22 protein-coding genes and 1 tRNA gene are annotated in these 26,203 nt (G+C 55.4%); 16 read left to right on the forward strand and 7 right to left on the reverse strand.

Annotation, left to right across the window (positions count from 1 at the left end):
* The first annotated feature begins 20 nt into the window (after positions 1-20).
* The 5 genes from DXU84_RS15450 to DXU84_RS15470 all read left to right on the forward strand — a co-directional run bounded on the left by DXU84_RS15450 (position 21) and on the right by DXU84_RS15470 (position 6,767).
* Positions 21-3,983 (forward strand): cellulose biosynthesis protein BcsC, encoded by a 3,963-nt coding sequence (locus DXU84_RS15450; protein ID WP_153376172.1) that lies wholly within the window; start codon positions 21-23, stop codon positions 3,981-3,983.
* 18 nt (positions 3,984-4,001) lie between these two features.
* Positions 4,002-4,481, forward strand: coding sequence for a cellulose biosynthesis protein BcsD (bcsD, locus tag DXU84_RS15455; protein WP_013573453.1), 480 nt, complete (start codon positions 4,002-4,004; stop codon positions 4,479-4,481).
* A 9-nt stretch (positions 4,482-4,490) separates the two neighbouring features.
* Positions 4,491-5,504 carry a glycosyl hydrolase family 8 gene (locus tag DXU84_RS15460; RefSeq protein WP_013573452.1) on the forward strand — a complete coding sequence of 338 codons (1,014 nt, stop codon included), beginning with the start codon at positions 4,491-4,493 and terminating at the stop codon, positions 5,502-5,504.
* 190 nt (positions 5,505-5,694) lie between these two features.
* Entirely contained in the window at positions 5,695-6,162 is a 468-nt protein-coding gene (locus tag DXU84_RS15465; protein WP_013573451.1) for a mobile mystery protein A, read from the forward strand.
* A complete protein-coding gene (locus tag DXU84_RS15470; protein WP_153376174.1) occupies positions 6,159-6,767 on the forward strand; it encodes a mobile mystery protein B in 609 nt (202 codons plus the stop codon). The genes DXU84_RS15465 and DXU84_RS15470 overlap by 4 nt, the downstream gene beginning before the upstream one ends.
* Positions 6,768-6,820: 53 nt before the next feature.
* Here DXU84_RS15470 and dppF read toward each other — a convergent pair whose 3' ends face one another.
* The 5 genes from dppF to dppA form a co-directional block, all read right to left on the reverse strand.
* On the reverse strand, positions 6,821-7,843 hold the full coding sequence (gene dppF / locus DXU84_RS15475) for a dipeptide ABC transporter ATP-binding subunit DppF (protein WP_013573448.1): 1,023 nt from the start codon (positions 7,841-7,843) through the stop codon (positions 6,821-6,823).
* Positions 7,833-8,858 carry a dipeptide ABC transporter ATP-binding protein gene (gene dppD, locus DXU84_RS15480; RefSeq protein ID WP_013573447.1) on the reverse strand — a complete coding sequence of 342 codons (1,026 nt, stop codon included), beginning with the start codon at positions 8,856-8,858 and terminating at the stop codon, positions 7,833-7,835. Before dppD ends, dppF begins: the two co-directional genes overlap by 11 nt.
* Positions 8,859-8,868: 10 nt before the next feature.
* Positions 8,869-9,783 (reverse strand): dipeptide ABC transporter permease DppC, encoded by a 915-nt coding sequence (gene dppC / locus DXU84_RS15485; RefSeq protein WP_013573446.1) that lies wholly within the window; start codon positions 9,781-9,783, stop codon positions 8,869-8,871.
* A 10-nt stretch (positions 9,784-9,793) separates the two neighbouring features.
* On the reverse strand, positions 9,794-10,813 hold the full coding sequence (dppB, locus tag DXU84_RS15490; RefSeq protein WP_013573445.1) for a dipeptide ABC transporter permease DppB: 1,020 nt from the start codon (positions 10,811-10,813) through the stop codon (positions 9,794-9,796).
* A 200-nt stretch (positions 10,814-11,013) separates the two neighbouring features.
* Positions 11,014-12,621, reverse strand: coding sequence for a dipeptide ABC transporter periplasmic-binding protein DppA (gene dppA / locus DXU84_RS15495; RefSeq protein WP_037033811.1), 1,608 nt, complete (start codon positions 12,619-12,621; stop codon positions 11,014-11,016).
* Between the two features lie 728 nt (positions 12,622-13,349).
* Here dppA and DXU84_RS15500 point away from each other — a divergent pair.
* The 11 genes from DXU84_RS15500 to DXU84_RS15550 all read left to right on the forward strand — a co-directional run bounded on the left by DXU84_RS15500 (position 13,350) and on the right by DXU84_RS15550 (position 24,106).
* Positions 13,350-14,276, forward strand: coding sequence for a LysR family transcriptional regulator (locus DXU84_RS15500; RefSeq protein WP_013573443.1), 927 nt, complete (start codon positions 13,350-13,352; stop codon positions 14,274-14,276).
* Positions 14,277-14,533: 257 nt separating this feature from the next.
* On the forward strand, positions 14,534-15,973 hold the full coding sequence (locus DXU84_RS15505; RefSeq protein ID WP_121020024.1) for a M20 family metallopeptidase: 1,440 nt from the start codon (positions 14,534-14,536) through the stop codon (positions 15,971-15,973).
* Between the two features lie 233 nt (positions 15,974-16,206).
* Positions 16,207-17,805 (forward strand): ABC transporter substrate-binding protein, encoded by a 1,599-nt coding sequence (locus DXU84_RS15510; protein ID WP_153376176.1) that lies wholly within the window; start codon positions 16,207-16,209, stop codon positions 17,803-17,805.
* Positions 17,806-17,834: 29 nt separating this feature from the next.
* A complete protein-coding gene (locus DXU84_RS15515; protein WP_037033815.1) occupies positions 17,835-18,920 on the forward strand; it encodes an ABC transporter permease in 1,086 nt (361 codons plus the stop codon).
* Entirely contained in the window at positions 18,917-19,852 is a 936-nt protein-coding gene (locus DXU84_RS15520; RefSeq protein WP_112197519.1) for an ABC transporter permease, read from the forward strand. The genes DXU84_RS15515 and DXU84_RS15520 overlap by 4 nt, the downstream gene beginning before the upstream one ends.
* Complete coding sequence (locus DXU84_RS15525) at positions 19,845-20,711, forward strand: ABC transporter ATP-binding protein (RefSeq protein WP_014411456.1); 867 nt, start codon at positions 19,845-19,847, stop codon at positions 20,709-20,711. The genes DXU84_RS15520 and DXU84_RS15525 overlap by 8 nt, the downstream gene beginning before the upstream one ends.
* On the forward strand, positions 20,711-21,493 hold the full coding sequence (locus tag DXU84_RS15530; RefSeq protein WP_014411455.1) for an ABC transporter ATP-binding protein: 783 nt from the start codon (positions 20,711-20,713) through the stop codon (positions 21,491-21,493). The genes DXU84_RS15525 and DXU84_RS15530 overlap by 1 nt, the downstream gene beginning before the upstream one ends.
* Positions 21,494-21,512: 19 nt before the next feature.
* Positions 21,513-22,892 (forward strand): MmgE/PrpD family protein, encoded by a 1,380-nt coding sequence (locus tag DXU84_RS15535; RefSeq protein ID WP_131638497.1) that lies wholly within the window; start codon positions 21,513-21,515, stop codon positions 22,890-22,892.
* An 83-nt stretch (positions 22,893-22,975) separates the two neighbouring features.
* Positions 22,976-23,194 (forward strand): type II toxin-antitoxin system RelE/ParE family toxin, encoded by a 219-nt coding sequence (locus tag DXU84_RS15540; protein WP_112197517.1) that lies wholly within the window; start codon positions 22,976-22,978, stop codon positions 23,192-23,194.
* 81 nt (positions 23,195-23,275) lie between these two features.
* Positions 23,276-23,620 (forward strand): type II toxin-antitoxin system PrlF family antitoxin, encoded by a 345-nt coding sequence (locus tag DXU84_RS15545; protein ID WP_013573435.1) that lies wholly within the window; start codon positions 23,276-23,278, stop codon positions 23,618-23,620.
* Positions 23,621-23,626: 6 nt separating this feature from the next.
* A complete protein-coding gene (locus tag DXU84_RS15550; protein WP_153376178.1) occupies positions 23,627-24,106 on the forward strand; it encodes a type II toxin-antitoxin system YhaV family toxin in 480 nt (159 codons plus the stop codon).
* A 54-nt stretch (positions 24,107-24,160) separates the two neighbouring features.
* Here DXU84_RS15550 and DXU84_RS15555 read toward each other — a convergent pair.
* Both DXU84_RS15555 and eptB read right to left on the reverse strand, forming a co-directional pair.
* A tRNA-Pro gene (locus DXU84_RS15555) sits at positions 24,161-24,237 on the reverse strand.
* A 100-nt stretch (positions 24,238-24,337) separates the two neighbouring features.
* Positions 24,338-26,017, reverse strand: coding sequence for a kdo(2)-lipid A phosphoethanolamine 7''-transferase (gene eptB, locus DXU84_RS15560; RefSeq protein WP_013573433.1), 1,680 nt, complete (start codon positions 26,015-26,017; stop codon positions 24,338-24,340).
* Between the last annotated feature and the right edge of the window lie 186 nt (positions 26,018-26,203).

The following is a 26,203-nucleotide window of genomic DNA, read 5'->3' on the forward strand; positions in this document are numbered from 1 at the left end:
GCGATTACCGGAGCTGGAAAATGAAGAAACATAAACTGTCCCTGGCGGTGATCAGGGCTATTTATCTGGTAGGGATCGCCGGAGTAGCGAGTTTTAGTGCCACCACCTTTGCAGCGGATACCACCAATCCTGCCATGAAGGCGTTGTTTGATCAGGCCGCTTACTGGCATGAACGCGCCCATGACGACCTGGCGAAAGACGCCTTACAGAAAGTGCTGCTGGTTGAGCCAGACAATGCGCAAGCGCTGTACCTGATGTCGCTGTATTCCATGCAAAGTGGCGATAAAACCGCAGCCAGTCAGTGGCGCGAAAAACTGGCCGCTGCCTCGCCGGACGATCCGCGTCTGACATCGCTCAACAGCGCCAAAGCTATGCAGTCAATCCCGCCGGCTCAGCTGGCTTCTGCCCGCCAGATGGCCGCGCAGGGCAACGTCAGCGGTGCGCTTTCGGCGTACCGCACGATCTTTAACGGCAACCAGCCACTCGACAGCCTGGCGACCGAATACTATCTGACGATGGCGGGCGACAAGTCGCTCCAGCCGCAGGCCATTGCCGGGTTACAACAGCGTGTCGCCTCGCGTCCTGACGACACACAGGCGCGCCTTGGTCTGGGTAAGGTGCTGACGTATCAGGAATCCACCCGCCGCGACGGTATAAAATTACTGAGCACGATGGCCGGTTCCAGCACCGAAGCCGACCGCTCATTACGTCAGGCATTATTGTGGATGACGCCGCAGGAAGCTGACCGTGATTTTTATCAGGGCTATCAGGCGCGTCACCCGAACGACACCGGCGTGATGACTTACTTCCAGAAAAACATCGGCGGCGCGGCGAAAGGTCAGGGCTTCACGGCACTGAACAGCGGCGACGTCAACAGCGCGAAAGCTAAGTTTGAAAGCGTACTGGCCGATAACCCGAATGACGCCGATGCACTGGCCGGTCTCGGTTATATCGCGCAGCGCAGCGGTAACTTTGAGCAGGCGTCACAGTATCTGAGCAAAGCTGCCGCACAGGGCGGCCCGAACAGCGCCCAGTTGAGCAATCAGGCACAGGATTCCGCGTTTTACGCCCAACTGGCGAAAGCCAAAGACGCCGCCGGCTCCGGCAGTTACGACGCCGCACTGGCTGCCGTCACTCCGCTGACGCAGGTCGGTGGTGAGAAAGGTCAGTCAGCCAGCCTGTTGCGTGCGGATATTCTGCGCCGCAAAGGCGATCTGGCCGGGGCTGAGCAACAATACAGCGCGCTGGGCGATAATGCCGATGCCCGCGCCGGGTTGTATTACGTGCTGCGTCAGCAGAACAAAACCGCCGAAGCCAGTCAGGTGCTGAAAACGCTGCCAGCCGGGATTCAGGCCAAAATGAACCCGCCGACCGTGGCGGATGTTATCGAGCCAATGCGCCGTCAGGCCGCCCAGGCCGTAGCGAACAACGATCCGCAGCGCGCACTGAATATTCTTCAGCAGGCACGGGAACGTCAGCCGTCAAATGTCTGGGTGAAACTGGATATGGCGCGCATCCTGCAATCGCAGGGGCAAACCGCGCAGGCACAGTCAATCATGGCGCCGTCTGCGCGTCCGGGTGCCTCTTCTGCCGATCTGTACGCCGCGGCCCTGTTCGCGTCAGAAACCAAAAACTGGTCAACCGCCAACGCCCTGCTCTCGCGTATTCCGCGCAGCAGTCAGAATCAGGGGATGCGTGAACTGGCGCAGCGCGCCAACTTCAATGCGCAAATGGCCGATGCCGAAAGCTATCTGCAACAGGGCAATGCCGCCGCTGCGTCTAACACCTTGCGTGCGCTGGCACAGAATCCACCAGCCGCGCCTGCGGATGTCGGCGCGCTGGCGAAAAACCTGGCGGCGGCCGGTCAGCTTCCGCTGGCGGTGCAACTGGTTCGCCAGAATATGCGTCAGGGCGTCACCGGCAATGCCGGGGATTACGCCGATCAGGTCAGCGTGCTGAATCAGGCCGGTCTGAGCAATGAGGCGCAAGCCTTCCTGCAAAATCCACAAATCCAGTCCGGCACGTCACCGACAGCGCTGGCGAGCCTGCGTAACGGTTTCGTGATCACCCAGGCTGACCAGTTGCGCGAACAGGGTCAGTACGCAGCGGCCTACGACAAACTGGTCGTCGCGTTGCAGGCTGATCCGCAAAACCGCGACCTGATGCTGGCGATGGCGCGCCTGTATCAGTCCGGAAAACTCAATAAGCAAGCCGGTCAGGTCTATAACTACCTGATGAGCAACGACACACCGACACAGGATGCACGCGTCGGTGCGATTAACGTTGCGCTGGGCGAAGGCGATAACCAGCGTGCTAAAACGCTGATGGAAGGCCTGCGCGGACCGCGTACGCCGGACCGTCTGTTACTCGAAGCGCGCGTCGCCGAAGCACAGGGCGATCATCAGCAGGCGCTGGCGTTACTGCGTTCTGCGAAGGGCAAGATGATCGGGCTGGAAGGCACAGACAGTCAGGCGCAGGTGGCCGGATTGCAGATCAGCGACAACCCGTTCATCAACCGCTCAACACGCACCTCCGCCTCACGACCGGCGACACAATCTTCTTACGGTGCCGTATTGCCGTGGCAGGTATCAGATCAGGTTTCCACGCCGGGAAATATTCCGGCGGCAACGACCGAACCGACAGCGGTCACACAGCGTAATGCCACGGAAAAACAGATCGACGACATGCTCGACGAGTTGCAGGGCAAGACCGCGACCTGGGCGCAGGGTGATATGTCGATCCGTGGCCGTGACGGCGAAAGCGGTCTCAGCCAGCTGACCGAAGCCAAAGCACCGATGACCTTTGCCTTCGTGCCGTTTGATACGTCCCGTCTGAGTATTGGCGTCACGCCGGTTTCTCTCAGCGCAGGCAGCCCGTCCGGTACCGGAAATGCCCGCTTCGGTCAGGGCGCACTGGCTGCAGCACAGTCGGCGCAGAAAGATGTGGCTGCCGCAGCCGCAGCGGCCGGTCTGGATATCGCCAGCTACAGCACCTTTGCGAAATTGCAGGCGGCTGCAGCGGCGAATTCCAGCACCAACTGTACGTCAGCTAACGCAACCTCCGATCAATGCGTGGCCTACAACACCATTACGGGTACGGATCCAACGACTTACGCAGCGCCAGCCGCAGGCAATCAAAGCGCAACCGGCGTAGAAGTGAACGCTGCGCTGACCGGTGACAGCTATAAAGCCGATATCGGCAGTACGCCGCTCGGGCAGGATCTGAACTCGCTGGTCGGTGGCGTGCAATGGGCACCGAAACTGACTGACTTCACAACCCTGCGCGTGACAGCTGAGCGTCGTGCTGTCACTGACAGTATTCTGTCCTACGTCGGCACCAAAGATAATTACAGCGGCAAGGAATGGGGTCAGGTCACTAAAAACGGCGGCAGCGTCAATCTGTCGTACGACGATGGCGACGCTGGTTTTTACGCCGAAGCGGGTTATTACAGCTATCTGGGTAACAACGTGAAGAGCAACAAATCGGTGAACGCCAATGCCGGTCTGTATGTACGTCCGTTCCGTTATGACGATCGTGAACTGAAAACCGGCATCAACGTCGGTTACATGGATTTCGACAAAAACCTCAGCTATTACAGCTTCGGTCAGGGCGGTTACTTCAGCCCGCAAAACTATGTCAGCGTCTCCTTCCCGGTGGAATACACCCAGAAATATGACGACTGGGATCTGAAACTGTCCGGCGCGGTGGGCTATCAGTCTTATTCGCAGGATAAGAGCGCCTACTTCCCGAATAACCCGGACCTGCAGAAACAACTGGAAGATCTGGTGGCTGAGGGCTACGGCACAGAAGCTTATTACAGCGGTAAAACGCAAAATGGCATCGGCTGGAATGCGGGCGTCGGCGGCAACTATCATCTGAACAAAAGCATGCAGATTGGCGGACAGGTTGGCTACGATACTTTCGGCGATTACAACGAAAGTAAAGCGCAGGTCTACTTCCGTTATCTGATGGGCCAAAATTAATCGCGGTGAAATAAAACCATGCAAGAACATAACTATACCCAGGTCGCGCAGGAATATTACCGCCAGCGCCACACCACACCCGGCTGGCAAAGCCTGGTACAGGTGCTATTTTCAGGTATTCTGGCGTCCGCCGATGACGAAGATGGCCGCCGCTTTCTGACCCTGATGGGCAATAACCTGGCACGCCAGCATCCGCTTCCCGCCTCTGCGACCCTTGGCGAACTGGAAGACAATATCAATCATATTCTCAGCCGTTTTGACTGGGGTGTCGTGAAGCTGGAAGCGACTTCGCAACAACTGGCGCTGGTGCACATTGCCTGGCCGGCATCACCGCAAGGGCAGGATGATGCGTTGTGGCCTATTGCGCTCATCGCCCTGTTTGAAGGGCTGTATGCTGAGTGGTTGTTATCACAAGGCGGGCAACCCTATGTTCCGCTGCGCTGGCAGGAAAGCACACCGGAAGGCGCATTCGTTTTCCGTTATCAAAATGGTTTGTAAGGAATCTCTATGTCGTTATTTCGGCGCTACAGCCTGGTGCTGTGGTTCGGCCTTATTTTCGCGTTTTTCAGTTCCGCTGTAATGGCTCAGGATGCTGGCTGGTCTGCGTATAAAAGTCGCTTTCTGATGCCAGATGGACGAATCATTGATACCGCCAATAAAAACGTCAGTCACACCGAAGGTCAGGGTTTCAGTATGCTGCTCGCGGTGTTCAATGACGATCAGGCGACGTTCGACAAGCTGTGGCAGTGGGCAAACACGACGCTCTATCGCAAAGATATCGGCCTGTATTCATGGCGGTATGACCCGAACAGCACTCCGCATGTGGCAGATATCAACAACGCCTCTGATGGCGATACGCTGATGGCCTGGGCGCTGTTGCTGGCGGGTGATAAGTGGAACGACAGCCGTTACACCAAAGCCTCTGAAAAATTGCAGACGGCGCTGATCAAATACAATGTGATTGATTACGCCGGTTACAAAGTGATGCTGCCGGGCGTGAAGGGTTTCAATCAGACCAGCAACGTGACCGTCAATCCGTCCTATTTCATCTTCCCTGCCTGGCAGGCATTTTATGCGCACAGCCATTTGAAAGTCTGGAAAGATCTGGATGAAAGCAGCACCGCGATGCTCAGTAAAATGGCGTTTGGCGATTTCCGCTTACCGACGGACTGGGTGGATATGCAGGCCGATGGCACCCTGAAACCGGCCAGCCGCTGGCCAACGCGTTTCAGTTACGATGCCGTGCGTATCCCGCTGTATCTCGGCTGGGCGCATCCCGGCAGCCCGCAACTGGCACCGTTTATTCTGTGGTGGCAAAAATCCCCACGCGACGCCACACCCGCCTGGATTGATGTCATGACCGGCACCAAAGCGGGCTACAACATGTCACCGGGATTATTAGCCGTGCGCGATTTCACCATGGCCAACGCTGGCGCCATCAGCCCGAACCTGGCACCGAAAGACGATTACTACTCTTCCACCCTGCAACTGCTGAGCTGGTGGGCAAGTCATAAAGGGTAAGCGTACTCTGAAATAGTAAGGCCAGTCAGTGGATGCTGACTGGCCTTTTTTGTTGTAATCGATTGCATATATACAATCGATTAATTCTAAAATGATTGTATATATACAATTGATTTATCCAAATTTGATTGTATATTTAATATTGAAAATCAATAAATCTATTGTAAATATGCAATTAAAAGGTTTCTCTATGTGGGATAAAGAATTAAAAATCAAACAGGTAGACAACCTTCTCAATGAAATGAAACCTCGACGCAAAGCCAAGCGCCCAAAAAAAGGATGGATACAACTTCTCAGAAGCGCGCTGGGTATGAGCACCCGCTCCCTTGCCGAACGATGTGGTTTAAGTCAGTCGCGCATTTCGCTGATAGAAAAAGGTGAAATTGAAGGGTCGCTAACGCTGAATACACTGGAAAAAATCGCTGAGGGCTTGGATTGTGAGCTTGTATACTTTTTGCAGCCAAAGCAAGGGCGAACGCTGCAAGAACTAAGAGAGCAGCAGGCCGGGAAAAAAGCGAAATTCCTTAATCAGTACACTGAAATTCATATGTCACTGGAACAGCAATCCACATCATCAGCGTTCCAAGAATCGACACAAGACAAGCTTAAAAGCGACCTATTACAAAAATGGCCTCGGGATTTCTGGGATGAAAAATGAGCGAAACCATCAATAATGGCCTTCCTGAAGGGGCAACGGAACTTAGCCCTGACGATCTGGCCGGTTTAATTCCCGACTACATCTTTACCCGGGAAGACCTGAATCAATTTGAAAAAACGAACATACAGCAGGCATTAGCGCATCTCAGCCGTCAGAAGCTGATTTACACAGAGATCTTAACTGTCGATTTCTGTCTTCGATTACACCGCAACATGTTCAATAAAACGTGGGAATGGGCGGGGCAACTCAGACGCAGAGAAGTAAACATCGGGAATACGCCGCCTTATATGATCTCAATGCGTGTCAGAGATACTCTCGATAATGTAATTTTCTGGATTGAAAACGAAACTTACCCACCCGATGAAATCTGCCTGAGACTTCACAGAGACATTGTATGGATCCACCCTTTTCCCAATGGGAATGGAAGGCATTCCCGGATATTTTGCGACGTGCTTCGTCGCGCGCTTGGAAGGGGGTTCTTTCCCTGGGGGATATCAGCAGGCGAACTCGTTTCACCAGATGCACATCGCGCTGAATACATTCTCGCTCTGAGAGAAGCCGACAATGGCGATTATAGGCGCCTTATCAGATTTGCTTCTGACTAAATATTACCCAGAAAAAAGCCCGCTTTCGCGGGCTTCGTTATAACGGCGGGGGATTACTGATTTACGGCGACCGTCTGCGTCGTACCGGTTTCATCCTGATCGACGGCAAAGCAGGCGACGAGCTGATCGCCGTACTGTTTCAACTGCGGCTGGAACTGTTTGCAGGTGCCGAACGCACGGCGGCAGCGGGCGTTGAACGCGCAACCGGCTGGCGGATTCAGCGGGCTTGGCAGCTCGCCGGTCAGTTTGATGCGCTCACGGCGTTCGTCCGGGTTCAGACGCGGCGTCGCGGACAACAGCGCCTGCGTGTATGGATGGCGCGGATTGCTAAAGATGGCGTCTTTCGGCCCCTTCTCCACGCAGCGTCCCAGATACATCACCATCACTTCGTCAGCGATGTGTTCCACCACGGACAAGTCGTGGGAGATGAAGACGTACGACAGCCCTAAATCCTGCTGCAAATCCATCATCAGGTTCAGTACCTGCGCACGCACGGAAACGTCCAGTGCGGAAACCGGTTCATCGGCGATCACCACGTCCGGATCCAGCATCAGACCACGGGCGATAGCAATACGCTGACGCTGGCCGCCGGAGAACATGTGCGGATAGCGGTCGTAATGCTCGGTTTTCAGGCCGACTTTCGCCATCATCGCCAGGGCTTTTTCGCGACGTTCTTCGCGGCTAAGTTTGGTGTTGATCAGCAAGGGCTCTTCGAGGATCTGCCCGACTTTCTTACGCGGGTTGAGCGATCCGTAAGGATTCTGGAACACGATTTGGATCTTCTGACGGCGCAGCTTTTCAGCGGTTGCGTCAGGTTTCAGCAAATCCTGACCACGGTAATACAGCTCACCGCCGGTCGGCACTTCAATCATGGTCAGCAGGCGGCCCAGCGTGGATTTACCACAACCGGACTCCCCCACCACCGCCAGCGTTTTACCGCGTTCGAGGGTAAACGACACGCCGTCGAGCGCTTTCACCGTGCGTTCCTGGCCGAAGATGCCCTTCTTCACCGGGTAATGTTTTTTCAGGTCAATCGCGTGCAACAGCGGCTGCGGTTGGGTGTTATCAGGACTCATAAGTAGGTCTCCCGGCATCATCCAGCGGATAATGGCACTTCGACTGACGCCCGTTCGCGAGGTCACGCAGCGCAGGTTCTTCTTTACGGCAAAGATCGGTTGCATACGGGCAACGCGGATTCAGCAGACAGCCGTTAGGACGGTCATATTTACCCGGCACCACACCCGGCAAAGATTGCAGACGCGCTTTATCTGCGGCGAATTCCGGCAGTGAGCGCAGCAGCGCCTGCGTATACGGATGGCGTGGCGCACGGAAGATTTCCGTGGCTTTTGCCGATTCCACTACCTGTCCGGCATACATCACAATAATGTGCTGCGCGGCTTCGGCCACCAGTGCCAGGTCATGGGTGATCAGCATCAGCGCCATGTTTTCGCGTTGTTGCAGATCGAGCAGCAGTTCAATAATCTGCGCCTGAATGGTCACGTCGAGCGCGGTGGTTGGCTCATCGGCGATCAGTAATTTCGGGCGACAGGCAATCGCCATTGCGATCATCACGCGCTGACTCATCCCGCCGGAAAGCTGATGCGGATAGACATCGAGACGCGAAGCCGGATCCGGAATACCCACCAGATTCAGCAAATCGATGGTGCGCTGACGACGGGTCTTTTTGTTGCCGCCCTGATGCACCTTGATGGCTTCCATAATCTGGAAACCGACGGTGTAACACGGGTTCAGGCTGGTCATCGGATCCTGGAAAATCATCGCGACTTCGGCACCGACAATCTGGCGGCGTTCTTTTTCGCTGATGCCCTGCAGATTACGGCCACCAAACTCGAGTTTTTCAGCCATCACTTTACCGGGGAAGTCGATCAGCCCCATCAGCGCCAGTGAACTGACCGATTTACCGGAGCCGGATTCACCGACAATCCCGACCACTTCGCCCTGTTTCACGCTGTAACTGATACGGTCTACGGCGCGGAACGGCGTCCCTTCGTCACCAAAGTGAACGGAGAGTTTATCCACGGTCAGCAACGTTTTGCCGACCTGAACATCATTCGTTAATGTTGTTTCCATCTCCAACCCCTTACTGCTTAAGTTTAGGGTCGAGGGCATCACGCAGGCCATCACCCATCAGGTTAAATGCCAGCACCGTCAGCAGAATGATCACGCCGGGGAAGGTCACGACCCACCAGGCACTTTGAGCAAACTGTAAGACGTCCGACAGCATGGTGCCCCACTCCGGCGTTGGCGGCTGTGCGCCCATACCGAGGAAGCCCAACGCTGCCATATCAAGGATGGCGTTGGAGAAGCCAAGCGATGCCTGAACGATCAGCGGCGCTAAGCAGTTAGGTAAAATATTGATGAACATCTGACGGGCAGAACCGGCACCGGCCACGCGCGACGCGGTGACGTAGTCGCGGTTCACTTCCACCAGCACCGCAGCGCGGGTTAAGCGGACATAGTGCGGTAAGGCGACGAAGGTCAGCGCCAGCGAGGCGTTAACAATCGATGGACCAAAAATTGCCACCAGCACCAGGGCCAGCAACAGGCTTGGCAGGGCCAGCATGATATCGACCACACGCATGATGATGGCGTCAACCACACCGCCGTAGTAACCGGCAAACAGACCGAACACCACGCCGAGGATCAGTGAAAGTACGACGACCAGGCAACCGACCAGCAGCGATAAACGCGCGCCGTACATCAGACGCGACAGAATATCGCGGCCGACGTCGTCGGTGCCCAGCAGGAATTTCCAGCTCCCGCCTTCCATCCAGACAGGCGGGCGCAACAGCGCGTCACGGAACTGTTCGGCAGGCAGATGTGGTGCAATCACGTTCGCACCAATCGCAATGACCAGCATGATAATGATGTAAGCCAGGCCGACAACGGCCCCTTTGTTACGCTTGAAGTAATGCCAGAATTCGCGCAAAGGCGGCATCGGCACTGGCGCAGCCGTCACTAACTCGTTAGCGACCGGCTCAGTGGTTTGAGACATTGTGCGCCCCTTATTTCTTGTGGCGAATACGCGGGTTGACCACGCCGTAGAGCACATCTACCAGCAGGTTAACCACGATGATCAGAGTAGCGACCAGCAACACCCCGCCCTGCACGACCGGATAGTCGCGGCGCTGGAGTGCGTCGATCAGCCACCGGCCGAGTCCCGGCCAGGAGAAGATGGTTTCCGTCAGAATAGCGCCGCCGAGCAGCGTACCAACCTGCAAACCAATGATGGTCACCACCGGCAACAGCGCATTGCGCAGCGCGTGGATGACGATCACCCGCATACGGCTGACGCCTTTGGCGCGCGCGGTACGGATGTAGTCTTCGCCCAGCACTTCCAGCATGGAAGAACGGGTCATACGCACAATCACCGCCAGCGGAATGGTGCCCAGTACGATGGCCGGTAAAATCATGTGCATCACGGCATCCACGAAATCACCCGGTTCGCCCCAGAACAGCGTGTCGATCAGCATAAAGCCGGTCAGCGGCAGGCTGTCATCCAGGAAGACGGTATCGCTTATTCGCCCCGATACGGGCGTCAGATTAAGCTGCACCGAGACCAGCATCACCAGCATGATCCCCCACCAGAATATCGGCATCGAATAGCCGGTCAGCGAGATCCCCACAGCCGTGTGGTCGAATATCGATCCCCGTTTTACCGCCGCCAGCACACCCACCGGAATACCGACAATGATCGCGAAGATCATCGCGCAGATGCCCAGTTCCAGTGTCGCTTTGAAGCGCGGTACGAATTCCTGCCAGACAGGGGTGCGGCTTTTTAAGGACGTGCCCAGGTCGCCATGCAGCACACCGTTCACGTAGTGGAAATATTGTTGGTAAAGAGGCTTGTCGAGCCCCATATCTGCCATCAGCTGGGCGTGACGTTCGGGGGAAACACCGCGTTCGCCTGCCATGATGGTGACCGGGTCGCCTGGTATCATGTGTACGAAGGCAAAAGTCAGCAAAGTAATGCCGATAAACGTTGGGATAACTAACCCCAGACGTCGGAGTATGAACTGCAACATATCCCGTACTCTCTGTATAAAATGCCCGGCGAACCGTAGCTCGCCGGGCTTATTGTGGCTCACATTTCTTTCTTGAGAATCAAGGCTGTACTGAATGGCCCGCGAGCAAGGCGGAGGAGCACAGCAATCAAGACATACCTTCAGGCAGGCGAAGATTGCGAGCACCACACAACGCAGCTCCCGGGTTATTCAGTAAGCGATCACTCCATTGAGACGTTTTCGAAGTGGTGTTTGCCGAGCGGATCGACGACATACCCTTTGACTTCTTTGCGAACAGGTTCGTATACGGTGGAGTGAGCGATGATCAGCGCAGGTGCCTGGTCATGCATCACAACCTGAGCCTGCTGATACAGCGCGGCACGTTTGGCGTGATCAGATTCAGCACGGGCTGGCTGGATCAAATCTTCAAACGGCTTGTAGCACCAGCGGGAGTAGTTGGAACCGTCTTTCGCCGCTGCACAGCTGAACAGGGTAGCGAAGAAGTTATCCGGGTCCCCATTGTCGCCGGTCCAGCCCATCATCACAGACTGGTGCTCACCGTTCTTAGCACGCTTGAGGTATTCGCCCCACTCGTAAGTCACGATGTTGGCTTTCACGCCAATTTTTGCCCAGTCAGCCTGGATCATTTCAGCCATACGGCGTGCGTTCGGGTTGTACGGACGCTGTACCGGCATCGCCCACAGGTCGATAGCGAAACCGTCTGCGTGACCGGCTTCTTTCAGCAGCTCTTTGGCTTTCTCAGGATTGTATTCGTAATCCACAACGTCTTTGTTGTAGCCCCACATGGTTGGTGGGATCAGGTTTTTAGCCGGCTGGCCAGCACCCTGATAAACCGCATCGATGATGGCTTTTTTGTTCACAGCCATGGTCAGTGCCTGACGCACTTTCACTTCATCCAGTGGTTTCTTCTCAACGTTGAAGGACAGATAACCTACGTTCAGGCCAGGCTGTTGCATCAGGTTGATGGATTTATCTTTCTTCATTGCCGCGATGTCAGCCGGGTTCGGGTATGGCATCACCTGGCATTCGTTTTTCTGCAGTTTCGCGTAACGCACGGAAGCGTCAGGCGTGATGGAGAAGACTAAACGGTCGATCTGCGGCTTGGTGCCCCAGTAGCCCGGGAAGGCTTTGTAGAGAATGCGTGAATCTTTCTGGTATTGCAGAAGCTGGAACGGACCGGTACCGATCGGATCCAGGTCGACTTTCTCAGGGGTTTTCGCTTTCAGCATGTTGTCAGCGTATTCCGCAGACAGGATAGAAGCGAAGTCCATCGCGAGGTCAGCCAGGAACGGAGACTCCGGGCGGTTCAGCACGAACTGTACGGTGTTGTCGTCCACTTTCACGATCTTGTTAATCAGATCGCCCATACCCATGCCTTCGAAGTATTCGTAGCTGCCGCCGGAAACGCCGTGGTAAGGGTTATTTTTGTCCAGCTGACGTTCGAAGGAATACACGACGTCGTCCGCGTTGAAATCACGGGTCGGTTTGAATTCCTTGTTGTCCTGCCACTTCACGCCTTTGCGCAGATGGAAAGTGTAGGTTTTGCCATCAGCAGACACGTCCCACTTCTCAGCCAGACCCGGCTGGATTTCAGTGGTCCCGATCTTGAATTCAACCAGACGGTTGTAGATAGGCACGGAGCTTGCGTCATACGTGGTGCCAGAGGTGAACAACTGAGGGTTGAAGCCTTCAGGTGAACCTTCAGAGCAATACACTAACGTTTTTGCCTGGACACTGGCCGCAACGGTCAGCGCAATCAGGCCCATACTGAATTTCAGTAGCCCCGACTTACCTAAAGAGATTGTCATCGCTTCTGCTCCATCGATTAATGGTGATGTGGATGTGTGTGTTGTGTATACAGCTCACGTCACCCTTTATTTTTATTTGCGGGTGACTGTGTTTGCTCGTGTGCTGCAATAAGTCCAACCAGAGCATGGTGAACTGCCATTTTTTTCCTTCGATCTGTAAAGCTGTCTTTACAAAATCTTACCGGAAATAATCACTGGTCTTCCTTGGGGCTATCAATTTGGCAACTCCTTTCCTTGACGTCAATATAACCATCAGGCATTTACACAGACTGTGAGTTACAACAAACAAACATAAAAAAACATTTTGTTAACCAAATCAGGATGAATGTTCAGTTTGCGCAGTGAATAACCAGACAATCCCCTTTGTAAAAGAATATTCCTGGGGGTTTCGCCCATTTTAAATCCCTAAAAATTTCTGGCTAAATGATGAATATATGAACGGTTATTTTTGAGATAGGGGTGGAAACCAGCGGAAAATGCTGACAAGTGTAGCAAACGGCGTCGACTCATCAGCGAAAGCGTTTGCGCTGGCACCCGCAAAATACCCCAAAATAGCGCAATTGCACGCTGGTGGTGCAGGTGATTTAGCGTACTGATGTTGTCTGTTTTTCCGGCATAAGCCGGGTTGCGGGCGGACATGGATTGAAACTAATATGTTAAGCAGTTTTTAAACTCTGGCGCATTTATTGCTTGTTATTACGGGCTTATTACCCGCCAGAGGTTTTCTGATGGAACTGAAGTGGTTTGAAGATTTTCTCAGTGTGTCTCAGTGCTATAGCTTTACGCGAGCCGCCAGTGAAAGAAACATCACCCAGTCCGCGCTGAGCCGACGAATTAAGCAACTGGAAGAATGGCTTGGCGTGCCCCTTTTTGACCGCAAAACCTACCCGATACGCCTGACGCCGGAAGGCCAGGACTTCCTGCATACTGCGGCAGATCTGGTGTTTTCCATGACACAACTGCGCAGCGACCTGCGTGAGCGCCATGCGCAGAAGCACGCCATCGTGCATTTTGCCGCGCTCAATACGCTCTCCCTGACCTTTTTCCCCGACTGGATCAACCAGATCGACCCGTCGCATCAGTACGGCTACATTCGTTTGTGCGATCAGCAGCCGTCATTCAGCGGCAATATTTCCCTGCTGCTGGATGGCGAAACGGATTTTCTGCTGACCTACGCCCATGATTCCGTCCCGCTGATGAAACAGCTCGAACGCTTTCCCTATATCGAACTGGGAAAAGAGAATGCGCTGGCCGTCTGTGCACCAGACGATGACGGCAAACCCCTGTTCCCGCTGAGCCCCTTTGGCGGCACCCGCGTCCAGCTTCCTTATCTCAGTTACGGCAATCGGTCCTTTTTTGCCCACGCGCTGAGTGCCCTGTTTGCGTCGCGCCCGCTGCCGCTGAAGCCGGTGTATGAAAATCCGATGTGCAGCGGCCTGAAAGCGATGACCATTTCCGGCTGCGGCGTGTCGTGGTTGCCCACCAGCCTGATCTGCGAGGAACTGGCGAACGGCTCGCTTATCCGCGCCGGAGAACGAAGCTGGGATATTCAGGCCAGCATCCGTCTTTACCGGCTGGAAAAATTCCGTACCCCGCAGGCCGAACGTCTGTGGAATAAAGCCAGCCAGTTGCACCAGACCCGCGCCGTCGCCTGACCGGTTCCGGCGGTAAAAATGTTCCCTTTCCACGCCAGGCTCCCGCGTGAGGCTCCCCGCAACCTGTAATTTCTCCTTTCTATTCAGAGAGTCACGCTGACTATTCTGTTTTCGCATATCTCAAAATATCTATGCGGTTTTGGAATGGGTCAGCTGAAAGACTCATTGGATCTTTGCCTTTTCTGCACACATTCTGAACAGGTTCCTCCGACACACTGACCTCATAAAACCGTAGCCACTGGCACAAGGAGTCTCCGTTGAATAACGCATCTGCGCAGAATAAAGAAACCGTCTGGAGCCTGGTCGACGCCAAAAAAGCCCTGTTCACCGCCCTGAGCGATCGCGTCTGGGGCATGCCTGAAATTTGCTATACCGAATACCGTTCCGTTGCCGAACACACGGCGATGCTGAAAGAACAGGGTTTTCGCGTCACTGAAAATGTCGCCGATATTCCGACGGCCGTGATGGGCGAAGCCGGTGAAGGCGGTCCGATCATTGCGATTCTCGGCGAATACGATGCGCTGCCGGGGCTGAGTCAGGTGGCCGGGATTGCCCGTCCTGAGCCGCTGCCGGGCAACGGTCAGGGGCATGGCTGCGGGCACAATCTGCTGGGTTCTGCCGCCATGCTGGCAGCTACGGTGCTGAAAGACTGGCTGGCACAAACCGGCACGCCGGGGCGCGTGCGCTATTACGGCTGTCCGGCGGAAGAAGGTGGCGCCGCCAAATCCTTTATGGCGCGCGCCGGGGCGTTTGACGGCGTGGACGTCGCCATCACCTGGCACCCGAATGCCTTTACTGAAGTTGCCCGCGCCGAATCGCTGGCCAATACCCGCATGGATTTCGTCTTCCACGGCCGCTCCTCGCACGCCGCCGCCTCGCCGCATCTTGGACGCAGTGCGCTGGACGCCGTTGAACTGATGAACGTCGGCGTTAACTACCTGCGCGAACACGTACCGCAGGATTCCCGCATTCACTATGCGATGCTCGATTCCGGCGGCATCGCGCCGAACGTGGTGCAGGCGCGTGCCGCCGTGCGTTATGCCATCCGTTCACGCGACGTACATGCCATGTTTGAACTCAACGAGCGCGTGAAAAAAGTCGCACAGGGCGCGGCGCTGATGACCGAAACCACCGTCGATATCAGCATCATGAGCGCCGTGGCCAACCTGCTGGGCAACCGCCCGCTGGAAGAAGCCATGCAGCGTAACTTCGAACTGCTCGGTCCGCTGGAATTCGACGCGGCTGACAAAGCCTTTGCCGCTGAAATTCAGGCCACGCTCAGCCCGCAGGATTTGCAAAGCGCCTACCGCCGCATCGGCCTCAAAAAACCGCAGGACGCCTCACCGTTATGCGAATTCATTGTCCCGCTGGAAACCTCCGGCGAACTGATGCTGGGTTCAACGGACGTCGGTGATATCAGCTGGAAAATGCCGACCGTGCAGGCGCATGTCCCGACTTACGCCATCGGGACACCGGGTCACTCGTGGCAGCTCACCGCGCAGGGGAAAATGCCTGCCGCGCATAAAGGGCTGGCTTACGTCGCCAAAATCATGGCCGCCACCGCCATCGACACCCTGACCGACAGCGCACTGATGGCAGCCGCCAAACAGGCGCATCAGGAACTGACCGCTGAAACCCCTTATGTGTGCCCGATCCCGCCGGAAGTCAAACCGCCGGTTCAGCCACGTCCTGAATAAAAGTTTGAAGCACCCTCTCTGATGACAGGGAGTGGGTCTGCTCCTCCCCCTGCGAAGGGGGAGGCCGGGAGGGGGTTTAGCAGGCAACTCCGGTGATGCCATTAATACCCCACCCCAACCCTCCCCTTCGCAGGGGAGGGAGTTGACCGAATACGCCTTCTCTTTCTGCGAAAGGGGCTGACAGAGATTCACTATTTTACGCTCGTTTTTTTTTAATCAAAGGAACCCGATTTATGCTCAACACCAGAACAAAAATCCTCGCCACAATGATTGGTCTCACATGGGGAAGTACGGCTGCACAGGCCGCGACGCCTGCGGATTCGCTGGTGATGGCATGGAATATTGACGCAATCAGCACCTTTGACCCGGCGCAGATTGGCGAAGTGGTCACTAATGAAATCATCAAAAACACCTGCGACACGCTGGTGGATTTCGATCCGAAAGACGAATCCCGCGTTATTCCGCGCCTGGCAAAAAGCTGGGATATCTCGCCTGATCGTAAACAAATCACCTTCCATCTCAATACCGGCATGACGTTCCCGTCCGGCAATAAAGCCACAGCGAAAGACGTCGCCTGGTCGTTGCAGCGCGTGGTGCTGCTCGGTTTCGGCAATTCCGCCACCCTGACTGAATATGGCTTTACCAAAGATAACGTCAAAGAACGCATTACCGCGCCCGACGACAACACGCTGGTGATGAAATTCGACCAGCCGTACCCGACCAATCTGGTCTTACAGGCTATCGCCGCCAATAACGTGTCGACCACGCTGGATCAGGCGCTGGTGGAGAAAAATGCCGTTGGCGACGACATGGGCAACAAATACCTGACCACGCACACCGCCTGCGTCGGTGCCTATCAGCTGATGCGCTGGAATGCCGGTGAAGGCGTGGTGTTGCAGGCGAATAAAGATTACTGGGGCGAGAAACCGAAACTGCAACGCATCCTGATCCGCCACGTTGCGGAAACCGGCACGCAGCGCCTGTTGCTGACACAGGGTGATGTGGATATCGCCCGTGACCTGGCGCCGGACGATTTACGTGATCTGGACAAAGGCGGTCAGGTGAAGGTGGAGAAAGTCCTCAAGCCGCAATTGTTCTTCTGGACCTTTAACAGCGAAGACCCGATTTTCAAAAACCCGAAAGTGCGCCTCGCGATGCGTTATCTGATTGATTATCAGGGGCTGGCTTCCACCGTGATGCCGTATCTCGGTGTACCGCGCGCCAGTTTCGCCCAGCTCGGCGCCTTTGGTGCGCTGGATAAAGATGCCGGACAGCCGTTCAAACTGGATCTGGCGAAAGCCAAACAGTTGCTGACCGAAGCCGGTTATCCCGACGGTTTCTCCGCCAAACTGATCATCGGCACCCTGCCGCACTCGGCGCCTATCGCCCAGAGCACGCAGGAAAATGCCTCGAAAATCGGCGTAAAACTCTCCATCGAAAGCATGGCCAATGCCCAGTTATTCAGCCGCGTGCGCGGGCGTGAATTCCAGAGCGCCATGATGGCATGGCAGACCTCGGTGCCGGATGCGCACGGTAACGCCTCGCGTCTGGTCTACAACCCGGACAACAGCAAAGAAGCCAAGAAAACCCAGTATCCGAGCTGGCGTGCTTCGTATTTCGATCCGGCGATGAATAAAAAAGTCACCGAAGCGCTGCTCGAACCCGATGAGCAAAAACGTATTGCCCTCTATCACACCTTGCAGGAAGAGCAGATGCAGCAAGGCCCGATGGCGATCATGTTCCAGATGTACAACACCGCCGGGCTGACCAGACAGGTCAAAGACTGGACGTGGAACGGCTTCCGCGTTTATTACGCACTGGCATCCAAATAAGCCTTCCATAAAAAACCAAGGAGCGCCCGATGTCGCACCTCGATCCGACCACAGCAGGCATAGCGCATGCTGAACCTCTCTGGCTGCGGCTGCGCGAAAGCGCCGCCCGGCTGAGTAAATTGCTGGTTTCCGTGTTCTGCACGTTACTGGGGCTGGCGGCGCTGACCTTTTTTATCGGGCGCTTGCTGCCGATTGACCCGGTGGTATCAGTGCTCGGCGATAACGCCAGTCAGGAAGCCTATCAGAAGATGTATCACCTGCTCGGGCTGGACAAACCGCTGTGGGAACAGTTTCTGATCTACCTGAAAAACGTCGCGATGCTGGATTTCGGTAACGCACTGACCACCGGCAATCCGGTCACCACCGACATTGCCCGCGTGTTTCCGGCCACGCTGGAACTGGCGACGCTGGCGGCACTGATCGCCACCTGTCTGGGCATTCCGGCAGGCGTGTTATCGGCAATGTACCGCAATACCTGGTTTGATCACTGCATCCGCTTTATCGGCCTGCTCGGCCATTCTGCGCCGAATTTCTGGCTGGGTCTGATGGGGCTGGTATTGTTTTACGCCGGACTCGGCTGGATCGGCGGGCCGGGGCGTATCGACTTTATGTATGAATTCGACGTGCAGAAAGTCACCGGATTTTATCTCATCGACACCGCGCTGACCGGAAACTGGGAGGCGTTTCGCAACGTTTTCAGCCACCTGATTTTACCGGCATCGATTCTTGGCCTCAGCGGGCTGTCGTACATCAGCCGCATGACCCGCAGCTTTATGATTGAACAACTCGGACAGGAATATGTGATCACCGCCCGGGTGAAAGGGTTGTCATGGGCACGCAGTGTGTGGATCCACGCCTTTCGTAATGTGGCGGTGCAGGTGGTGACGGTCGTCGCGCTGTCTTACGCCTTTTTACTCGAAGGCGCGGTGCTGACCGAAACGGTATTCGCCTGGCCGGGTTTTGGCCGCTATCTCACCAACGCCATGCTGGCGGGCGACATGAACGCCGTGGTGGGTTGCTCGTTACTGATCGGCGTGATTTTTGTGGCGCTGAACCTTATCTGCGACCTGCTTTACCGCATCTTTGATCCGCGAACCCGTCAGGAGCAATCATGACCGACTCCGCTAAACCTCATCTCACTGCGCGCCCGGCGTTTTCCCTGCGGGCATGGCTCGACGCGCCGGTTCCGGCCACACCGTGGCAGGCGCGTGTGCAGCAAAGCCTGAATCAGTGGCGGCGCTTTCGCCGGAATACGTCGGCGCTGTTCGGGCTGATCGTCATCCTGTTTATCGTCACAGTGGCGATTTTTGCGCCGTGGCTGGCAACGCACGATATTTATGCCCAAAACCTGCAACTGCGTCTGGCGCCGGTGAGCCGCGAATACTGGCTGGGGACCGACGAACTCGGGCGCGATATTTACAGCCGCCTGATTTATGGCGCGCGTATCACGCTCTACATCACCGGCCTGACGGCGCTGATTGTCGGCCCGCTCGGATTACTGGTCGGCACGCTTGCGGGCACCGTTGGCGGCTGGACGGACACCATTCTGATGCGCATCGTCGATATCTTTCTGGCGTTCCCGAGCCTGATTCTGGCGCTGGGTTTTGTCGCCGCACTCGGCCCGGGTATCGAGAATGCGATTATCGCGATTTCACTTTCCGCCTGGCCGCCGATTGCCCGTCTGGCACGCGCCGAAGCCTTGTCTATCCGCAAAATGGATTACGTCGCCGCCGTGCGTTTGCAGGGTGCGTCGCAGATGCGCATCATCCTGCGCCACATCATTCCGATGTGTCTGCCTTCGGTGGTGGTGCGCCTGACGCTGAATATGGCGGGGATTATCCTGACCGCCTCCGGCCTCGGATTTCTCGGCCTCGGGGCACAGGCACCCAGTCCGGAATGGGGCGCGATGCTCTCTTCCGGCCGCCAGTTCATGATGACTCACTGGACGATTGCCGCCATTCCCGGCCTGTCGATTCTTTTCACCAGCCTGGCGTTCAACCTGTTCGGTGACGGCCTGCGCGACGTACTGGATCTGCGCCATGACTGAAACATTGCTTGATGTGCAAAACCTGAACATTACGTTCAAAGGCCACCGGCAGGAAAACCACGCAGTGCGCGGTATCTCCTTCTCAGTTGGCCGTGAAAAAGTGGCGATTGTCGGCGAATCCGGTTCCGGTAAATCGCTCACCGGCCGTTCACTGCTGAAACTGACGCCGCAGGGTGCCAGCGTCAGCGCCGACCGCATGCAGTTTGGCGATATCGACCTGCTCAGTACCGGCGAGCGCCAGATGCGCAAAATCCGCGGCAAACGGATTTCCATGATTATGCAGGACCCGAAATTCTCGCTGAATCCGCTGATGCGCGTCGGTCATCAGATTAATGAGGCATACCGCATTCACTTTCATGTCAGTGAAAAAGAAGCCCGCGTGAAAGCACTGGCGATGCTGGAAGCGGTGAATATCCGCGACCCGGAACGGGTGTTTGACCTGTATCCGCACGAGATTTCCGGCGGCATGGGGCAGCGCATCATGATCGCCATGATGCTGATCCCTGAACCCGATTTGATTATCGCCGACGAACCCACGTCGGCGCTGGACGTCACGGTGCGTCAGCAGGTGCTGAGCGTACTGGATGCGTTGCTGGCACGGCGCAAAACCGGCCTGCTGTTTATTACCCACGATCTCGGGCTGGTGTCGAGTTTCTGCGACCGCGCACTGGTGATGTACGCCGGACGTATTCTCGAAGAAATTTCGGCAGATCAGCTGCATAACGCCAGACATCCTTACACCCGCGCCCTGCTCGCCAGTCAGCCGGATTTACAGCATCCGGTGGACATGCTCGCTATTCCGGCACGCGACCCGGCGTGGCTGACCGGCCCGGTATATCGCTACGGAGAAGCCTGCTGATGACCACTTTCATGAATCCCACGCCGCCGCTGACCGCCGACCGGATGCTCGAAACCGTCGATCTGAGCATCGCTTTCGGCAAAGGCACTCACAGCAAAACCGTGGTCGATAGCGTCACAATGCACATCGCCAGAGGCGAAAGTTACGGGCTGATTGGCGAGTCAGGCTGCGGAAAATCGACCATTCTGCGCACGCTGACCGGCCAGAACACCCGTTACAGCGGCGCGATTTTGTATCAGAACCGCGAACAACATCCGGTGCGCAATAAAGACTATTACCGGCAGGTACAAATGGTGTTTCAGGATCCGTATGCCTCGCTGCATCCGCGCAAAATGGTCTACCACACGCTGCTGGAACCGCTGGTGATCCACGGCATGGACCGGCGTGAAGCACGCATCAGCGACGTGCTGAATGCGCTTGGCCTGAGCGATGCCTTTCGTTACCGCTATCCGCATCAGCTTTCGGGCGGTCAGCGCCAGCGTGTGGCACTGGCACGGGCGCTGATCATTGAACCGCAGGTGCTGCTGCTTGATGAACCTACATCCGCACTGGATGTGTCAGTGCAGGCGGAAATCCTCAATCTGCTGAAAAAACTGCGCCGCGAACGCAACCTGACCTATCTGATGGTGACGCACGATCTGGCGGTGGTCGCGCACCTGTGCGACCGCGTCGCCATCATGCATCAGGGAAAACTGCTGGAAGAACTGACCGCCGCCGAAATCCGCAGCGGTGCGGCCCGCGAGCCGTATACCCAACAATTTCTTGCTGCCAGCCGCCACTGAAGCCGTTGAAGGAAACATCATGAATGTGATTGAAACCATTGCCCGCTGGTGTTGCAGCCAGCCTGATTTCAGCACCACCGCGCGCCGCAAAGCCCGGGAAGCGATCACCGATACGCTGGCCTGCCTGTACGCCGGACAGGATGATTTCTCCAGTCGTGCCGTGCGTGCCGCCAGCGAAAGCTATTTTACCCCGCAAGCCCGTTGCCGTTTAGCCGGTGGCGGACGCGCACCTGCGGCCATCGCCGCGATGGTCAACGGCACGGCCGCGCACGCCATCGATTATGACGACAACTTCGCGCCGGGCATGAGCCATGCGTCTGCGGTGCTGGTTCCGGCGCTGCTGGCGGTCGCTGATGATATCCATGCCAGTGGCGAACAACTGGTGAAAGCCTATCTGATCGGTTTGCAGGCGCAGGCGTTTGTCGGTTCCGGCGTCGCACCATCACATTACACCGCCGGCTGGCACGGCACCTCGACCGTCGGCTGCATCGGCAGTGCGGCAGGTGTCGCCTGGCTGATGGGATTAGATCAGGCAGGTATCGCCAGAGCGTTAAGCAATGCCGTCAGTTTTGCCTCCGGCACCAAAGGTCAGTTCGGCACGCCGATCAAACCGCTGCACGCAGGATGGGCTGCCCGTAATGCAGTTGACGCGGCGAATTTTGCCCGGCAACACATGCAGGGACGCATTGATATTCTGGACGCGCCGCAGGGTTTTCTGGAAATGTTTGGCGGCCTGACGCCGCCGGGCTGGAATATTCCGGCTATTTTGGGCACCCATTTTCACGTCATAGAAACCACCGGCGTGATGCCCAAACGTCACCCGTGCTGCGGCTCGACGCACATGATTATCGACGCCCTGGACGACCTGCGTGCGCAGCATGATTTCAGTGATGATGACGTGCTGACCGTTGATACGCTGGTTGGCATCGCCAATCTGCGCAATCTGGCGTATCCGCTGCCGGTCAATGAAATGCAGGCGCGCTTTTCGATGCAATACTGCGTCGATACCTGGCTGCGCAACGGCTCGCTGAGTGTCGCTGATTTCACGCCAGCGCGGGTCGCAGAACTCACTGAACCGGCACGTCTGGCGCGCATATCCCTGCGCTGCTATACGCCGGAACAGGAAGCAGAAACACCGCCGGGCGATCGCCTGACACATGAAGTAACGCTTACCCTGCGCGATGGCCGCACGTTACAGGCAGCCCGCAAACTGGCGAAAGGCAGCAACAGCGAGCCGTTCAGTGACGCCGACAGACTGCGAAAATTCACTGATTGTTGCACCACGATGAGCAACGCCAGCGACCTTTTTCGTCAGCTCAACCGGCTTGAGGAGCAGGAGGATTTAGGTTTTTTAGCCCCGTTGTTGGGTGAATCTTTGCGGGACGGTGCGCAGGGTTGATTGCAGGAAAAACGGCGTGCCGGACATTTTTACGTGATGCCTCGCAGGGATGAAAATCCGGCGAAAATGCCCCTTTCTTACGTGTGAGGCAACGCCTATTCTCGCGGCTCAGGGAACTCAAGAAAGGCGATCTCAGTTACCTGAGGGTGCATAAATTTCCGCTGGAAAAGCAGCAGGCTTTGCTGGGTTATTGCTGGCGTGAAGAAAAAATTGAACTATATCTGCTCAGCCTGGATTCGCATGAGAATTTCTATCAGGATCATAAAAATCACCGCAAAGGCGATGTGAAGATGATGAAGTAAAAAGCAATGCATTTGCATTGGCAATGCAAATGCATTACGCTGACAAAATTGCTCAAATAAGCATCATTATGGAGTCTCATTATGTCAGCCTCGGCACTATGGGGAATAAAATTCGAAGCCGAATCCAAAGTCACCCGCCGCTTCCAGACCACCATTCCGGCCACTATCCGTAAGGCATTAAATCTCACCGAAAATGATCGGATCCAGTACAAGATTTTGCCAGACGGGCAGGTGGTTATTTCGAGGCAACTCGAAGAAGCGGAAGACCCTGTTATCAGTGCTTTTCTCGGTTTTGTGGCAAAAGATATGCTCAATAACCCGGAAAATATGCAGCCGGTAACATTATCCCTGCATGAAAAAATCAATGTACTGACCGCCGGGATGGCTATCGATCTTGAGAGCCCGCTTTCTGACGATGACGAGTAAAGGATTATGCACAATCAGGCCATGGAGATTAACGGATGGACCCTTCTCGCTCATCCTCTGATCCTGCAACAAATACAGGCACTCACTGATCAGGTTGTTTTACTGCGCCGCAAAGATCCGGCGGGCTATAAAAGTAAGAACGCCACCAAACGGCTGGCTGCGATCAATAAGCTGATGTTTGACGTTATCCCGCAGGATCCGGCGCGTGTTGAATTCCGTCAGGGCGATACGTCAGGCGGGGAATTCTCACACTGGTTCAGGGCAAAATTCTTCCAGCAGTACCGTTTGTTTTTCCGCTACAACCTGAAAAGCCGGATCATTATTTACGCCTGGGTGAATGATGATAAAGAATTACGCGCCTACGAAAGCAAAACAGACGCATACCGGATGTTTCGCAAGATGTTGAAAAGCGGTGAACCGCCAGACAACTGGCAGGCACTTTGCGAGGCGTCAGGGAAAATAATGGCTCAGGAAGAACAGCCGTAGTCGGGCAAACTACAGACGAAAAAAAACCTGCTTTAAAAGCAGGTTTTTCAAATGTGGTCGGCGAGAGAGGATTCGAACCTCCGACCCACTGGTCCCAAACCAGTTGCGCTACCAAGCTGCGCTACTCGCCGAATGGGGCGCATCTTACTGCGACCCCCTCAGAGCGTCAACGGCTTTTTATAACATCCGAACTGACTGCCCATAAATTATCCGATACGTCGCCAAAATAACCTACAGCTTCTGTTCTGTCTGCGGTTTTGCACACCAGTTATTCGCCGGATTAATACCACCGTCCGGCGACGTATAACCCAGACAGCCTAAAATCGAATCGAATAACTCAACGTGACGTTTCTTCGCACCGACCCGCTGCTGCGCCTGCAACTGCTCAAACGCCAGCTTGTGGTCCGGCTGTTCAAGGAAACTGTCAGAAGCCCACACCATCATCGGCACGCGGAACTGCTCCGGTGGTGCCATCTCGCGCGGCGTACCGTGCAGATGCGAGTTCTCATCGATAGATTCGCCGTGATCGGAAGCGTAAAACACCAGCGCTTTCTTATCACGCAGTTGATCAATTACGCTGTCAATAAAGGTATCGGTGTACAACACGCTGTTATCGAAGGCATTAATCAGTTCCGCTTTGGTGCAGGTGTTGCTCTTACATTCCGGGGTATAGCGGGCATAACTGCGCGGATAACGCTGGGAATACAGATAGTGCGAGCCTTTGGTATGCAGGATCACCAGATGCTTGCCTTTCGGATGTGTTTTCAGTGATTGCTCTAACTCATTGACCAGCAACATGTCATCGACCGGCTTGCCATCGTTGCGTTTTTCCGAGGCGATAATTTCACGGAAGGAGAAATTATTGGTGTCAGCATTATTGTAGAACCACAGCTCGCTTTGCATCGCGAACAGCTCAGAAGTGAAGCCCAGTGATTTCATCACCGCAAAAATATTCTGTTCTTTCAGCGTACGCTGCGGATTATCCGCCGTGCCGCCTTCACGCACGAACATACAACGCAGTGACAACTTGGTGGCCGTATCGCAGGATGTCCCGCGAAACGCCACCAGGTTCTTCTCTTTGGACAGGCGCGGTGTGGTATCCCGCTCGTAGCCCAAAATCCCCATATGATCCCAGCGGGTGGTTTCACCGATGATAAACACCACGTAGGTATCGTCGATGTCAGCAGGTGCAACGTAAGTGAAGTTCTTCGCCGGATCAAAGTAATTACCGGCATCCTGACTTTCATCCACCTGCGTATAGGCATACAAACCCAGTGCAGCCAGCCAGTTAGACGGCAGATAGGAGTGCGCGACAACACCGCCGTAGCTTGGCAAATCGACGTTAGTTTTCTTCTCATTCACACTCTGCGCGTGATCCAGGGAACGCAGCGGCAACCACACCAGCAATGCCGCCGCCAGCAGCACCGCTAAAGGCAGCACACGCTGCCCCGGCGTTTTCATTTGTTCGATCAATGTCAGACGCAGATTATTTTTCCAGATGAGGAACAGCGGTACCGCGCTGACCAGCGCCATCCAGATAAACAGGTGATAACCAACGATCTCTTTGCTCAGATCGATATCGGTGGTCATCACCGACACCACGATGCCGTAGCCGATCACCACGTTGAACATCACCATGTAATAACTGGCGGCAACGGAAATCAGCACCAGCAAACTGGCGATAATGCGGAAGAACAGCCGCCCGCCCAGCGAGAGCAAGCGCAGAACAAAGAAGGTAAATAAGACGATGGCACAGACTTCGGTGACGGCCTGAACCAGTTCAGCCGACGTGAAATGATTGACCAATGCAGCAAAGCGGCGCTGGAACACAGAGACATTCAGAAAAATGCCAATGTAAATCGCTAACAATAAAGAGATATTTTGCTGCGATAGAGTCTTCACTCTATTCATGAAAAGTGACTTTCCTAACGTATTTTGAAAGATTTGGAATCATTGTGACATGTTTATGGCGGACTGGTTCACAGATTATGCTGAGAATGCGGTTTTATGCAGCTTTCTGGATTATTCCGCATGCGCAGCGACGTCGTATTTTCTTTCCGAATATTTTCTGTTGGTCTGTGGATACGCGCTGGCAAT

Origin of the sequence: Rahnella sp. RcJ3 (genome assembly GCF_009498575.1) — a bacterium.
In the GTDB taxonomy this organism is placed as follows: domain Bacteria; phylum Pseudomonadota; class Gammaproteobacteria; order Enterobacterales; family Enterobacteriaceae; genus Rahnella; species Rahnella aceris.